This window comes from Pseudaminobacter sp. Soil_N_29, from assembly GCF_057656055.1.
Genome location: NZ_JBDGLC010000003.1, coordinates 218,911 through 230,652 on the forward strand (window position 1 = coordinate 218,911; position 11,742 = coordinate 230,652).

The window sequence follows — 11,742 nt, forward strand, 5'->3', positions numbered from 1 at the left end:
GCCCACCCACCGGTTGCAAGCAAAACGTCTTCTCTCCGAGGTAGCGGGCTCTTTTTGCGTCTCATCTGCCCCTTGCGCGGCCTCAGAACTTGATCGTGGTCCGCAGGCCGATCACGGTTGCATTGGGTATGCGAGAGGAAGGATTCGCAGGATCGGGAGCTCCACCGCCGGGCCGGACGATGTACTGGAAGTCCGGCTGGAGCGACCACCAGGGGCTGATCTGCGCTATGTAGCTGACCTCCACCGCCAGTTCGCCGGAGCGGATCGGGCCCGCCCCGAGCTCTGCGACCTTCTCCCGGTCGAGCGCAATCGCGTCGTTGCTGATCCTGGAATAGGCGAGGCCGACCGTCAAACTGTCCTTGGGGCGCGCCTCGAACGGTCCCTTGATCCCGATGCCGCCATCGACATACCAGGAAACCAGGTTGCGGTCGGCAGGGACGACCTCGCCTCGCAGGAAGGCGCTGATGTCGCGCGAGCCGGCGCTCCACAGCGGCTGGTCAGCAACCGCATAGATCCCCCAGTTGCCGCGATGCATGAGCGGAGAGACGCCCGGCAAGGCAAGCGAAATCTCATCGCCGGCGCGATCGGTTCCAAACCGTTGGTCGGCGAAATCTCCAGTATGGTACCAACCGCCCAGCTTGTAGATCGCGGCTTGGCCTGCATCGTGATCCGTTTTTTCGGCAGTGTAGCGCGCCTCCGCAAAGATCAAGGCCCCGCCGCTGAAGCTGAAAGTCAGGCCATAGCGATCGCAGGCCTGCGGATTGGTCGTGCAATGCGAGCCGGCCGGATTGCCGCTAAAGATGGCGGTGAGGAGCGACCAGGGCTTGTCCTGCCCCAGCAGCAGCCGTGCGCCGGGCGTGGCAAGGGGATAGGCGGGCCCTCCGCTCGGCAGATCCGCCATGTTGAGAGCCGGCCAGCCGAAGGTGCTGTTGATCAATCCTGCGGCAGTCGGAGCTATGATGAATTCGCTGTCGGCCGCCAGCTGGCCAATGCGGAAGGAAGCCGATTTTTCGAAATCCCGCTCGATCCATGCGGTAAAGAGACGAGTGGTCGGCAGCGCATCGATGCTGCTGGGGTCGGCCAGGCTCTCGACATTGCTCTCAACATTGCGGTTATCCACATCGTGTATCTGGAAGATTGTGGCCTGGGCCTTCATCCCCTTCCAGCCGAGAAGCCGCTCGAGGTCGAGATCCGTAGTGACGTTCAGTTGCCCCTCGTAGGTGGAGCCGCGCCTCACTCCTCCCGACACGACGTTCATGATCTCGCCGATATAGTTGATCGTGAACTCGATGCCCTTGTCCTTCAGGGCCTTCCGGTGTCCGCCCCAATCGCCGGTCAACGTGCCCCATTCCCAGATGCTCTGAGGTGAGCTGCTGTCGGCGGCATCGGCATGTGCCGGCAGGGGCTGGAACGCCACGAGCGCCAAGCTGCTTACGAGCAGCGCCCCGCCAAGCAGGCGCTTCAGTAGGGGGAGTAATGCAGGCTTCAATCGCATCAGCGTCCGCTCCACTCAGTACCTCAGCTTTCGCGCCAGAGGCAGGTTACGTTTCGGAAGATGCACCGCCGCAGGCCCGGATTTGCAGGCGATGAGATGCCCGGCGGTGCCTCCTATTCTGAAACGGAGCCTGAAAGGACCCCGGCAGGCGTCGGCACTTCGCATGGGGCGCCGATGGGATTTTCGGGGCCGGGGCCGAAGCGGCCGATGGGTGTGGTGCAATAGACGCCAAGGCCGCTCTGCAATTCCGTGGGCGGGTAGACGGAGATCGGATCACCCTCGGGCGACAGCGTGTCTGCCTTCGTCCCTTGGAGCCGCCGCTCCGCATCGAGCACATCCAGACGGATGGAAAAGCCGGCCGCAATGTCGCTCATGAACCCGCCAGCGAACTGGACGGGCGCGTCTGCCTGTGCGTCATTCGCTCTGGCCTGCGTGACGATGCTGTTGCCAAGAAGCGCGGATATATTGTTCTGGTTTGCGCCGCCGTTGATGTATGAGGTGATCAGGGCCGGGGCGGCTATGCCAAGTTGCACGAGTGCAATCGGGCTTCTAACTTCATTGTTCAGTGAAGCTATTATTCCGCCAAGCAATATCAGAATGGATACTCTTACGCCATATCCAATGTAGTTTCCCGGCGTAAGGGGGCTGGTGCCATCAAGCAGTGGTGCGAAATCAACGGTCAGCAGGCTTACAAGGATCGGCAATATTCCGCCAAGTGCACCGAGTCCGAATACAGATGTCCTGGACATGCATTTGCCCCCACTTCTGTTTTATTGCTGGAAAATATCTCTTCCAACTTGTTAAAATGCAAGGGCCGTGACATCTGGCTGCTCGCAATCTGCGACCTAGGCCAGTGTTGGGGAGCCAGAGTTTCCTGAAGGCAAAGGGAGGGTGGAATGCGCGTCAATGAAAATCATCGTCTGGTGGCAGACAATGGGCGACTGGTGCCGTTCGAACTCACGAACAACAAGGGGGCTCAGTTCGGGTCCGGCCGGCCGTCATATCTGATCATGCACTACACCGCCGGCGGGACGGCCGACGGTGCGATCTCATGGTTCAGGAACAGGGAGTCCGACGCGTCGGCGCATCTGGTCATCGATCACAACGGAGCCATTACGCAAATGGTGCCGTTCAATACGGTTGCCTGGCACGCCGGCCGCTCAAGCTGGCGAAACCTTGTCGGTATGAACCAGTATGCAATCGGCATAGAAATCGTGAACTGGGGGCTGCTGAGCGGCGAGCCGGGCAACTGGCGAAACCGGGTCGGCGGCCGGGTGCCCGACGAACGCGTGATACGGGCGCGCCACAAGAACTTTGACCCCAGCACGATGCATGGCTGGGAAATCTTTGAACAGGCCCAGATGGAGGCGGCGCTGCTGGCGGCGTCGGCGATCGTCAAGCATTACGGCATTCCCGAGCAGAACCTGCTCGGCCACGACGATGTCTCGCCCGGTCGCAAGCAGGACCCGGGCCCAGCCTTCAACCTGGAGCGGTTCCGGGCGCAGCTATACGGGCGATCCTCGGATTCGGATAACCTGTTCAAGGTGGTGTCCGGGACCGGGCTAACACTCCGCGCCGGGCCGGGGGTCTCGTTCAACGCGATCGAGATGCTGAAGGACGGATCACTAGTCCGGCAGATCGGGGCTGACGGCGTCTGGTTCGAGGTGAACCCGCTCAGCACCGGCGCTCCCCAGGACAAGATCGGCTGGGTGCATTCGCGCTGGCTGGAAGCAGCCTGAACCGGCTGATGGGGGAGGGGCCGGGCGCCTTTGGGCTGGCGCCCGGCGGAAAGCTGGAAACTACTGCTGTAATATCGTGTTCTGCGTACCTTCCTCGACCTGATCAATAACCAGCAGCTTGACCTCGTCGGTGCCGACATTGGCGCCCCGATGCCACTGTCCGATCATTTCCACGACAAAGTCGCCGGGCCCATAGGTGGTGCTCTTGCCGGTCTCCACATTGGTCACTTCCAGCGTGCCGGCCTGGACATAGGCGTAGCGCGGGAATGGGTGCTTGTGCACCGGCAGTTTCGCGCCAGGCGCGATTTCATAGGTCGAGACCAGAACCTGCACGTTCTTCTGCGGCAATGTGATCGGCTGGCCGGACGCGGTTTGCGTGGCTGACGCGACCGGAGATACCACCACCGCCGCGCCGTGACTGTCGAGCGCCTGAGCGGCGCTTGTGGCGCATGCCAGCAGCAGCACTGATGCCAGTGTGGTTCGCATGAAAGCCTCCCATTTGCCAGGCAGCAGGGTGCGAAAAACGGCGCAGGGCGTCAATCCGCGTCTGCTCGTTCATTGCCGCTTATTTACAGCGGTACAGACGTGGGCGGAACTTTCACCACCGCTCCAAGTTATTGGTGTTATTGAGCATCTGCACAGAGGAGAGATTATTATGGGTCGTGGCATTCTTCTTTGGCTTCTTGGCGTACCTATCCCGATCATCATCCTTATCATGCTGTTCATGAGATAGGAGATCGTGATGGAAACGGTGCAGACCGGGCATCCGGTGGTGGAATCGTCATCATCGGCCGTATCGTGGGGCCCGATTATCGTCGGTGCCATAGCTGCTGTTGCGGCAACCCTGATCCTGATGCTGTTGGGAGCTGGCCTCGGACTGAGCGTGATTTCGCCGTGGTCGATGCGCGGAGTGTCGGCCACCACCTTCGCGGTTTCGGCGGCGGTGTGGCTGATCATCGTCCAGTGGCTTTCTTCCGCGCTGGGCGGCTATCTGACCGGCCGGCTGCGCACCAGATGGGTGGGCGTGCATGACGACGAAGTGTTCTTTCGCGATACCGCGCACGGCTTTCTCGCATGGGCCCTGGCAACCGTGGTCATCACTTTCATCGTCGGCTCGGGTCTGACCTCGGCGGTGAGCAGTGGCGTACAGGCCGCTTCCACCGTCGCTTCCGGCGCGGCCCTCGGGGCAGGCAGCCAGGCTGCCGGCAGTGGCGGTGGCACGGCGGAGAATGCGACGGGCTATTTTGTTGACTCACTCTTCCGGCCAGCAAACCCGTCGCCGACCGCCCCGGAAGATCGAGCGGCGGCGACTGCCGAGGCGACGAGGATCCTGTTGATGGGAGCGACGAGCGGCGAGATTCCGGCCGAGGACCGCGCCTATCTGGTTACGCTCGTGGGGTCCCGGACGGGCCTCTCGCAGGCGGACGCAGGGGGCCGGGTCAATGCCGTTCTGCAACGCATCGCCGATACAAAAGCCAAGGCGAAAGAGGCCGCTGATACCGCACGCAAGGCCGGGCTGACACTGTCGCTCGTTGCTTCCATGTCCCTCCTGATCGGGGCCTTCATTGCGGCCGTTGCCGCGTGCGTGGGGGGAAATGAGCGCGACAGGCGAGAGACCCTGATAGGCTAGGCGGGTTGCCAGAAAGCAGGAGCCGTTTCGCGGCTCCTGCTTTGGTCTGTGACGCTGCCTCGGGTCTCATTCATCGGCCTCAATACGGCCGGTGGCACACAGTGACTTTCTTCGTGACCATATGGTTGTGCCGCCATTCACGGGTCACTTCCGTGTGGCAGCCGTGGCGATGATGACGGCGATATCCTTCGTCGTACTCCCGCTCGCGATATTCGGGACGGCCGTGGCGCTCCTGTATTCCGCCTTGGTATTCCTGGTGTTCATATTGCGCAACGGCAGTCAGCGGGAGGGTCAGCAGGGCGCCTGCCGCCAAAACGCATACTTTGAGCAAGTCTTGCATGGGGATCTCCTGATCGAATGTCCGGTATCCAACCTCACGCAACTGCTAGAGTTCCCATGCGGCCTCATTTTTGAGGCGCAGCGGCAGCGCCCAGCATTTCCAGCGCGGCCTGGTATTTTTCGCCGCCATCGGCGGAATGCTCGCAAGCCCTCAGATTGTCCCGCAGATCGGCAATCTTGACCGGCAGCGCCAATGGGTTCGATGCCGCACGTCGCACGAAATCGAGATAGGCTTCGTCTTCCCGGCGCGTAAGCGCATCCACCGCGTCGACTATGCGGGCCGAAAAACCTTTCTGGCGCAGCTGGTGCAGGGTGATTTCCGACTTTTCCACCACATCGTGGAGCAAGGCGACAATCTTTTGATCGTCCTCGCTCACGGAAGCCGCCACGCGCAGAACATGGCGTATGTATTCCTCACCGTTCTTGCCGGTCTTGCCTATGTGGGCCGAGAGGGCTGTCGATAACGCGTTCTCAAAAGGGCTCATGGCGCTTCAGATGCCTCCAATCAGGCAGAGAACAGACGCGATTGTCCAAGGTTCCAATCTGGGGCGAGAGGCCGCCCGGGGGAAACTCCGGCCGAGGAGGGGGAGGGGCACTCGACGCTTGTTCTCGAATTGGCGGTAGACGGGCCGCGGAGTTGCAGCCATTCTAGGATTGTCAGCTTCCTTGGGGGACGAGAAGTGCACGCCCGAGGAAAACCGCAATGCCTAAAAGCAACCCGTATTTGACCGGCGCCGATCTGGAGAAGATCAAACGCGTTCTCGCAAAGAGCGGAGAACAATTGCCGCAGAGCGGCTCGCCGCTGGATTCCGAAGCGGCGAAGTATCTGATGCGGGTGTTTCAGGAAGGTGTGACCGACGAACACGCCCTGGCCGAGGCGCTGGACCAGTATATCGCCAGGCGGCGCGGCTGGCGGCACGGCCAGTCCGGCTGAGGCGCCGCCATCGCGGTGGCGCCGGCTCCAGATCAAGCGCTCCAAACAGGAACTCGGCCGTGCGATTGGCACGGCCGAGTCATCTGTCTTCCGATCGTGCCGAATGCCTCGGCAGAACGCTTGCTCCGGCCCGTTTTAAGCGGCTGCGCGGGCTCGTTCGTTGGCCCCGGCTTCGGCCAGCTTGGTCAATGCCGCGTCGGTCTTGGCCTCCTCGGCGAGCGTCTGGTCAAGCAGCCGCTCGGCATCCTTCATTCCGAGTTCGGCAGCCCAGCGCTTGAGCGTTCCGTATCGGGTGATCTCGTAGTGCTCCACCGCCTGGGCCGAAGAGATGAGCCCGGCATCGAGGGCCGGCGTATTCTTGAATTCGTCCGCGATCTCCTCGCCCTCCGAGATGATGCCTTCGATCGCCTCGCAGGTCTTGCCCTGAGCGCGCTTGCCCAGGATTTCGAATACCTGCTGAAGCCGCTCGACCTGGCCCTCGGTCTCCTCCAGATGCTTCTGGAATGCCTGCTTCAGCTCGGCAGACTTGGCGGCCTTGGCCATCTTCGGCAGCGCCCGCAGGATCTTGCGTTCTGCGTAGTAGATGTCCTTCAGCGTGTCGTAGAAAAGATCTTCAAGCTTTTTCTCAGCCATCGCCTATTCTCCTTCTATCGTTGGCCGCCGAACGGCGCCTTTCTGCTTCGGCCCGCATGCGCGCGCCGACATTGTTGCCCGGTTGGCTAATGCCAGCGGCTTGTTGAGGTTCCCGATTTCGTGAAACAAATTCCGCAAGATGCCCCGTAACAGGCCGGCCGAAGGAAAGGCGGACCGTGCACGGGGGAGGAGCTCCGGCTGCTATTTTTTGGGCTCCGCCCCCCGGCCCCAGTTGCCTTCGTCGGTCAGGCTCCAGCCCTCGCCTTCGTAAAGCGTTCGCTGGTTCTGCAGGTCGACCGCGCCGTTCGATACCAGTATCAACCTGACCGCCTCGGCATGCTTTTCCTGGACCCCGGTAACGCTCACGATCGCTCCGCCGCGGCGAATTCCTTCGGCATAGACGCCGGCGTCATCCTTATCGATGCCTCCATCCACGAGAGCTGCGACCAGACGGCCGGCTACGCCGCCGACCACCGCACCTGCGGCAGCGCCCGCGAGCGTCGCGGCAAGCCAGCCTGCCGCGACAACAGGGCCAACGCCGGGTATGGCCACTATTCCCAGACCGGCCAGCAGGCCGCCTGCACCGCCGGCGACAGCGCCGGCGCCGGCACCCGCGCCCGTGGCCACGTCGCTGTGCGCGTCGGCCTCAGGTTCCTCGCGCCCGACATATGCAATATCGGAACTCGCGATCCCTTCTTCTTCGAGACTATTTACAGCCGAGCGAGCCGCGCGGTTGGTAATGAAAAGTCCCGTCACCGTCTGCATCGCCATCTCCCTCATTGCCCGCTTTGTACTTTACGGCTCCGGCACATCGAAGGGCAGTTGCCGCTCTACCCGCACCCGCGAAGTCCCGGGCCTGCTCAGAGCCATGATCGATGGTTTGAGCCGGTGCGGCGAGCGGCTTCCCGGCCCTTTGGGCGCCGATTTCCCGACAGCAGGCGTTTTAGAAGTGGCGGCGGCGCGAAGGGTTTCAACTCGGGCGCGACGTTTTCGGCCTCGGGCGCACGGCGCTTGCGCAGGCGCGCCGCGTCCTGCAGCATGGTGCCAGCCCAGCGATAGACGTTGTTGGTGCGGACGACGTCGCGCAACCGCGTCATGCGTTCGCGCTGTTCGTCCTGCGGCATGGTTATCGCACGCAGCATTGTTTCGCCCATTGCGGTGGGATCGAAGGGGTTGACTATCAGCGCGTCGAGAAGTTCCTGCGAGGCGCCTGCGAAGGTGCTGAGGATCAGCACGCCCTGTTCGTCGTCGCGGGAAGCGACGAACTCCTTCGCCACCAGATTCATGCCGTCATGCAGGCTGCTCACTACGCAGGCGTCGGCTGCACGATAGGCGGTGTAGACATCGGACTGGTTGTTGTGCTCGTCCAGGAAGAGGATCGGGCGGTAGGTTTCATTGCCGAAGCGCTCGTTGAACGCTTCCACGAAGGCGAGGCACTCTTCGTGGAGGTGCTTGTAGGCCGTCAAAACACCGCGGCTTGGCGCCGCGATCTGAAGAAACGCGACCCGGCCGATCCATTCCGGATGGCGCAGGAACAATTGTTCGAGGGCGTGGAAGCGGTCGATGATGCCCTTCGTGTAGTCCATGCGCTCGACCCCCACGAGCAGCTTCGTTTCCGGAGAGAGGCCGAACCGGCTGATCAGCTTTTCCCTGCACTCCTCCACGGAAGGCAGGTCTTCCAGCGTCGTCGGCGGCCATTCTATGGAGATGGGGTAGGGGTGCACCAGCGTGCTCTGGCCCCCGTAGCAGATTGCCGAATGCTCGCGATCGATCCTGCTTTCCAGAAAGCGGTCGACGCTGTCGGTGAAATTGTTGCAGTGGAACTGGATGTGGAAACCCACGATGGAACTGCCGAGCAGCCCGTCAAGGATCTGCTCGCGCCAGGGGCAGATGCCGAAGACCTCGGAATTCGGCCAGGGGATATGCCAGAAGGTGATGATGGTCGCATCCGGCAGCGCATTCCGGATCATGCGCGGCAGAAGGGCAAAGTGATAGTCCTGAACCAGCACCACTGGAGCCGAACTGGTTGCCTCCTTCACGATCCGGTCGGCGAATTTCTGGTTGACCGCCTTGTATGCCTCCCAGTCGGATTCGCGGAAGATGGGCCTGGTAAAGGCGATGTGGCAGAGTGGCCAGAGCCCCTCGTTGGCAAAGCCGAAATAGTAGCCCTCCTGTTCCTCCTCGCTCAGCCAGATGCGGCTGAGCGTGTAGGCCGGCCGGCCGGGAGGGACCTGAACCCGGTCATGCTCATCGACCACGAGGTGGTCAGCGGAGCCACCTCCATGTGCAATCCAGGTTCCCGAACAGGCGCGCATGACAGGCTCCAACGCCGACACGAGCCCGCTTGCCGGAATGCAGAGCTCAACCTTCCCGTCGTTCAGATTGTGGATGTAGGGTTCCCGGTTGGAAACGAGAATGATCTCCGCGCCGGGCAGTTCGCGGTCTATCACCTGCCGCATCATTTCCGGCGACCAGGTCACGAGAGGAGCGTCTGCCCCTCGATTGTTCTGTTCGAATTCGGGCAGCAACTGATGCGGAGCCTCGTCGAGCGGCCTATTTGGCGGCCCGGCCCGCAGCGCGGGGAGATTGCGCATGGCGGCGAAGGACGTCCAGATCGCTGCAACCGAAATGCAAAGAGCCGCGGCTGCCAGCCCCATGACGGCTAGAAATGCTGTTTCAATAGTCATACCGCTCGTGGCGTTTGCAAATGTCTCGAACGGTCTCAGCCCGCTCTGGTAGCGAACTCTCCGCGGCCCCAGGGGTTCCAGCCAGCCTCCGAATTTTTCAGCTGCGCACCACCAGGGTCGCCAGTCCTTCGTCGCGGGAGTCGAGGAAGGCCGCGACGCGATCGCCGACCCGCTGGAAGTGAAGGTCGACCCGAACGTCTCCTACGCTCAGGCGCCTGACCGACAGCCGGTCGATGCCGATGGGCAATCTCGGGCGGTTTACGTGGATCTCGCCCTCGAACCCGTCGATTTCCAGCCCAAGGCAGGCCTGCATGAGCATGAATGCAGAACCGGAAGACCAGGCCTGCGGCAGGCAGGCAACGGGATAGGCCACCGGGGCTTCGCCGGGGGCTCGCGTGAAGCCGCAAAACAGCTCGGGCAGGCGCATGTTGAAATGCACGGCGGCTTCGAACGTGCCGCTCATCAGCCTGACCACGCCGTCGCGCATTCCATAGCGAGCCATTCCGGCCCCGCATATGGCGGTGTCATGCGGCCATATTGAGCCATTGTGATACGACATCGGATTGAACGGCACTTCGTCGTCGGCAAGGGTTCGGATCCCCCATCCGGTGTGGAATTGTGCCGTGAGCAACTGGTCGACCAGTATGCGGGCACGTTCCGGAGCCGGAAGCTCCACATAGAGCAGGTGGCCGGCATTCGAGGCACGCACCTGACACTGCCTGCCATCGCCGTCCAGCGCTATGGCGTAGAAGCCATCCTCGGCCATCCAGAAATAGCGTTCCACGGACTCGCGCATGCGTTCGGCACGTTCCGTCCAGTGGTCCGCAAGCGCAAGCTCGCCGCGGCGAGTCGCAAGTTCCGCCAGCCCGCGATAGGCCGCAAAGACGTAGCCCTGGACCTCGATCAGCGCTATGGGCCCCTTCGGCATCGAGCCGTCCGCATGAAAAACCGCATCGAAGCTGTCCTTCCAACCCTGGTTGAAAAGGCCGGATTCGGCGGCGCGCTGATAGGCGATGAAGCCGTGCTCGTGGAGGGCGCCGACGGAGTCGATCCAGCCGGCTGCCGCGCGCAGGGATGGCCAGATGCTGTCGATGAACTCCATGTCGCCGGTCCGTCGGGCGTAGGCGCTGGCCAGGTAGATGTAGAGCGGCGTGGTGTCGACGCCGCCGTAATACCGGCCGAAGGGAAGCTCGCGCAGCGCCGCCATCTCGCCCTTGCGGGTTTCGTGCAGGATCTTGCCGGGCTGGGAGTCGCTGAACGGCAGCGTCTCCGTCGCCTGGTGCTGCGCCAGAAAGGCGAGCACGCCTTTCGCGAGCCCGGGATTCAGCCACAGCATCTGCAGTGAGGAAATGACGCCGTCCCGCCCGAAGGCGGTGGAGAACCAGGGAATGCCCGCATATGGGTATGGGCCCGTGGGCAATTCGGTGGTGAGCAAGGCGATGTCGGCGCGCGCCCGCGACATCCAGTCGTTGAAAACCCGGCCCGAACTGTAAAGGGTTGCGCCGTGCCGGCGCTTGGAGCGCATTTGCCAGCGCGCTCGCGCCGCCGCTGACCGATAACGTTCGCGGCTGGGAAGCTCGATCTGCTCGGCACCGACTTCCAAGAACAGCGTGTGTGCACCGTGCCGCGGCACAGACAGGCGGAATTCCGCGCGCGAGGTGCTCAGCTCGCGCGGGCGCTCGGAGAACGAGATGACCGATTGCCGAACCAGGCCGTCCAGCCCTTCGTAGCAGAGGGCAACAGTTTCTCTCGATGTCTTGCTGGCGCTGATTTTCCCGCGCTTCAGGCGCCTGCTTCCGCGGACTTCGAACATGTCGCGGAAGTCTGCGTCGAACTCCAGTTCCATGGGAACCTGCACGGTGCGGTCGCCGTAATTCGCCAGCCGGATCCGTTCGAACAGCCGATCCTGCCAGATCAATCGCGAGCGCTCGATATGGATCACGCCCTGCGGCATGCTGGAATCCGGCTCGACCTCCAGCGGCATGTTGGTCAAGTTGGCGTTGAAGATAATGTTGTCCTGGCTGAGCGACGCCCCAAGCAGGGTCGGCTCCTTGTCGCCGATGGTAAGGCAGAGCAGCGAAAGGACGCGCGTGTCGTCGCGGAACAGGCCATCGCCCCGCCCACGGATGTCGCCCCGGTCATTGGTGACAATGAAACAATCGCCGTGTTTCAAGGCAAACTGCTTGAGTGGGTTTCGCGGCGGCATCTTGTCAATTGCAGCAAGTGCGACTGCCGGATCGAGCTGGCGTTCGTCGAGTTCTGCCATGATGACTTTCCCATAGCTC

Annotated in this window: 13 protein-coding genes; 4 read left to right on the forward strand and 9 right to left on the reverse strand. The window is 62.3% G+C overall.

The genetic code is table 11. The annotated features are described in order from the left end of the window. Window positions 1-82: 82 nt before the first annotated feature. Together AC3A4H_RS09690 and AC3A4H_RS09695 are read right to left on the reverse strand one after the other, a co-directional pair. Entirely contained in the window at window positions 83-1,495 is a 1,413-nt protein-coding gene (locus tag AC3A4H_RS09690; protein ID WP_487766509.1) for a carbohydrate porin, read from the reverse strand. A 113-nt stretch (window positions 1,496-1,608) separates the two neighbouring features. Continuing rightward, complete coding sequence (locus AC3A4H_RS09695) at window positions 1,609-2,199, reverse strand: hypothetical protein (RefSeq protein ID WP_487766510.1); 591 nt, start codon at window positions 2,197-2,199, stop codon at window positions 1,609-1,611. 192 nt (window positions 2,200-2,391) lie between these two features. Between AC3A4H_RS09695 and AC3A4H_RS09700 the strand changes: the two genes are divergently transcribed. Next, window positions 2,392-3,234, forward strand: coding sequence for an N-acetylmuramoyl-L-alanine amidase (locus AC3A4H_RS09700; RefSeq protein ID WP_487766511.1), 843 nt, complete (start codon window positions 2,392-2,394; stop codon window positions 3,232-3,234). Window positions 3,235-3,294: 60 nt separating this feature from the next. Here the strand turns inward: AC3A4H_RS09700 and AC3A4H_RS09705 are convergent, their stop codons facing one another. After that, window positions 3,295-3,720, reverse strand: a complete 426-nt coding sequence (locus AC3A4H_RS09705; RefSeq protein ID WP_487766512.1) for a cupin domain-containing protein — start codon at window positions 3,718-3,720, stop codon at window positions 3,295-3,297. On the opposite strand from AC3A4H_RS09705, the gene AC3A4H_RS09710 reads away from it, so the two are divergent. Both AC3A4H_RS09710 and AC3A4H_RS09715 read left to right on the forward strand, forming a co-directional pair. Then, on the forward strand, window positions 3,719-3,967 hold the full coding sequence (locus AC3A4H_RS09710; protein ID WP_487766513.1) for a hypothetical protein: 249 nt from the start codon (window positions 3,719-3,721) through the stop codon (window positions 3,965-3,967). The genes AC3A4H_RS09705 and AC3A4H_RS09710 overlap by 2 nt on opposite strands. A 9-nt stretch (window positions 3,968-3,976) precedes the next feature. Next, on the forward strand, window positions 3,977-4,864 hold the full coding sequence (locus AC3A4H_RS09715; RefSeq protein WP_487766514.1) for a hypothetical protein: 888 nt from the start codon (window positions 3,977-3,979) through the stop codon (window positions 4,862-4,864). Between the two features lie 79 nt (window positions 4,865-4,943). Here AC3A4H_RS09715 and AC3A4H_RS09720 read toward each other — a convergent pair whose 3' ends face one another. Together AC3A4H_RS09720 and AC3A4H_RS09725 are read right to left on the reverse strand one after the other, a co-directional pair. Next, window positions 4,944-5,204 carry a hypothetical protein gene (locus AC3A4H_RS09720; protein WP_348777491.1) on the reverse strand — a complete coding sequence of 87 codons (261 nt, stop codon included), beginning with the start codon at window positions 5,202-5,204 and terminating at the stop codon, window positions 4,944-4,946. Between the two features lie 64 nt (window positions 5,205-5,268). Continuing rightward, window positions 5,269-5,688: an HD domain-containing protein gene (locus AC3A4H_RS09725; protein WP_487766515.1), complete on the reverse strand. Its 420-nt coding sequence runs from the start codon at window positions 5,686-5,688 to the stop codon at window positions 5,269-5,271. Window positions 5,689-5,906: 218 nt separating this feature from the next. Between AC3A4H_RS09725 and AC3A4H_RS09730 the strand changes: the two genes are divergently transcribed. Next, on the forward strand, window positions 5,907-6,137 hold the full coding sequence (locus AC3A4H_RS09730; protein ID WP_487766516.1) for a hypothetical protein: 231 nt from the start codon (window positions 5,907-5,909) through the stop codon (window positions 6,135-6,137). Window positions 6,138-6,272: 135 nt separating this feature from the next. Here AC3A4H_RS09730 and AC3A4H_RS09735 read toward each other — a convergent pair whose 3' ends face one another. From AC3A4H_RS09735 to AC3A4H_RS09750, 4 genes are all read right to left on the reverse strand, one after another. Continuing rightward, entirely contained in the window at window positions 6,273-6,770 is a 498-nt protein-coding gene (locus AC3A4H_RS09735) for a YciE/YciF ferroxidase family protein (protein ID WP_348777488.1), read from the reverse strand. A 201-nt stretch (window positions 6,771-6,971) separates the two neighbouring features. Next, complete coding sequence (locus AC3A4H_RS09740; RefSeq protein WP_487766517.1) at window positions 6,972-7,535, reverse strand: hypothetical protein; 564 nt, start codon at window positions 7,533-7,535, stop codon at window positions 6,972-6,974. 95 nt (window positions 7,536-7,630) lie between these two features. Beyond that, on the reverse strand, window positions 7,631-9,457 hold the full coding sequence (locus AC3A4H_RS09745; RefSeq protein WP_487766518.1) for an alpha,alpha-trehalose-phosphate synthase (UDP-forming): 1,827 nt from the start codon (window positions 9,455-9,457) through the stop codon (window positions 7,631-7,633). A gap of 97 nt (window positions 9,458-9,554) precedes the next feature. Then, window positions 9,555-11,723: an amylo-alpha-1,6-glucosidase gene (locus AC3A4H_RS09750; protein ID WP_348777485.1), complete on the reverse strand. Its 2,169-nt coding sequence runs from the start codon at window positions 11,721-11,723 to the stop codon at window positions 9,555-9,557. Window positions 11,724-11,742: the final 19 nt, after the last annotated feature.

Coding starts and splice junctions, on each gene's coding strand:
- AC3A4H_RS09690 (WP_487766509.1), bottom strand. CDS start 1,495: ATGCGATTGAAGCCTGCATTACTCCCCCTACTGAAGCGCCTGCTTGGC.
- AC3A4H_RS09700 (WP_487766511.1), top strand. CDS start 2,392: ATGCGCGTCAATGAAAATCATCGTCTGGTGGCAGACAATGGGCGACTG.
- AC3A4H_RS09710 (WP_487766513.1), top strand. CDS start 3,719: ATGAAAGCCTCCCATTTGCCAGGCAGCAGGGTGCGAAAAACGGCGCAG.
- AC3A4H_RS09705 (WP_487766512.1), bottom strand. CDS start 3,720: ATGCGAACCACACTGGCATCAGTGCTGCTGCTGGCATGCGCCACAAGC.
- AC3A4H_RS09715 (WP_487766514.1), top strand. CDS start 3,977: ATGGAAACGGTGCAGACCGGGCATCCGGTGGTGGAATCGTCATCATCG.
- AC3A4H_RS09720 (WP_348777491.1), bottom strand. CDS start 5,204: ATGCAAGACTTGCTCAAAGTATGCGTTTTGGCGGCAGGCGCCCTGCTG.
- AC3A4H_RS09725 (WP_487766515.1), bottom strand. CDS start 5,688: ATGAGCCCTTTTGAGAACGCGTTATCGACAGCCCTCTCGGCCCACATA.
- AC3A4H_RS09730 (WP_487766516.1), top strand. CDS start 5,907: ATGCCTAAAAGCAACCCGTATTTGACCGGCGCCGATCTGGAGAAGATC.
- AC3A4H_RS09735 (WP_348777488.1), bottom strand. CDS start 6,770: ATGGCTGAGAAAAAGCTTGAAGATCTTTTCTACGACACGCTGAAGGAC.
- AC3A4H_RS09740 (WP_487766517.1), bottom strand. CDS start 7,535: ATGCAGACGGTGACGGGACTTTTCATTACCAACCGCGCGGCTCGCTCG.
- AC3A4H_RS09745 (WP_487766518.1), bottom strand. CDS start 9,457: ATGACTATTGAAACAGCATTTCTAGCCGTCATGGGGCTGGCAGCCGCG.
- AC3A4H_RS09750 (WP_348777485.1), bottom strand. CDS start 11,723: ATGGCAGAACTCGACGAACGCCAGCTCGATCCGGCAGTCGCACTTGCT.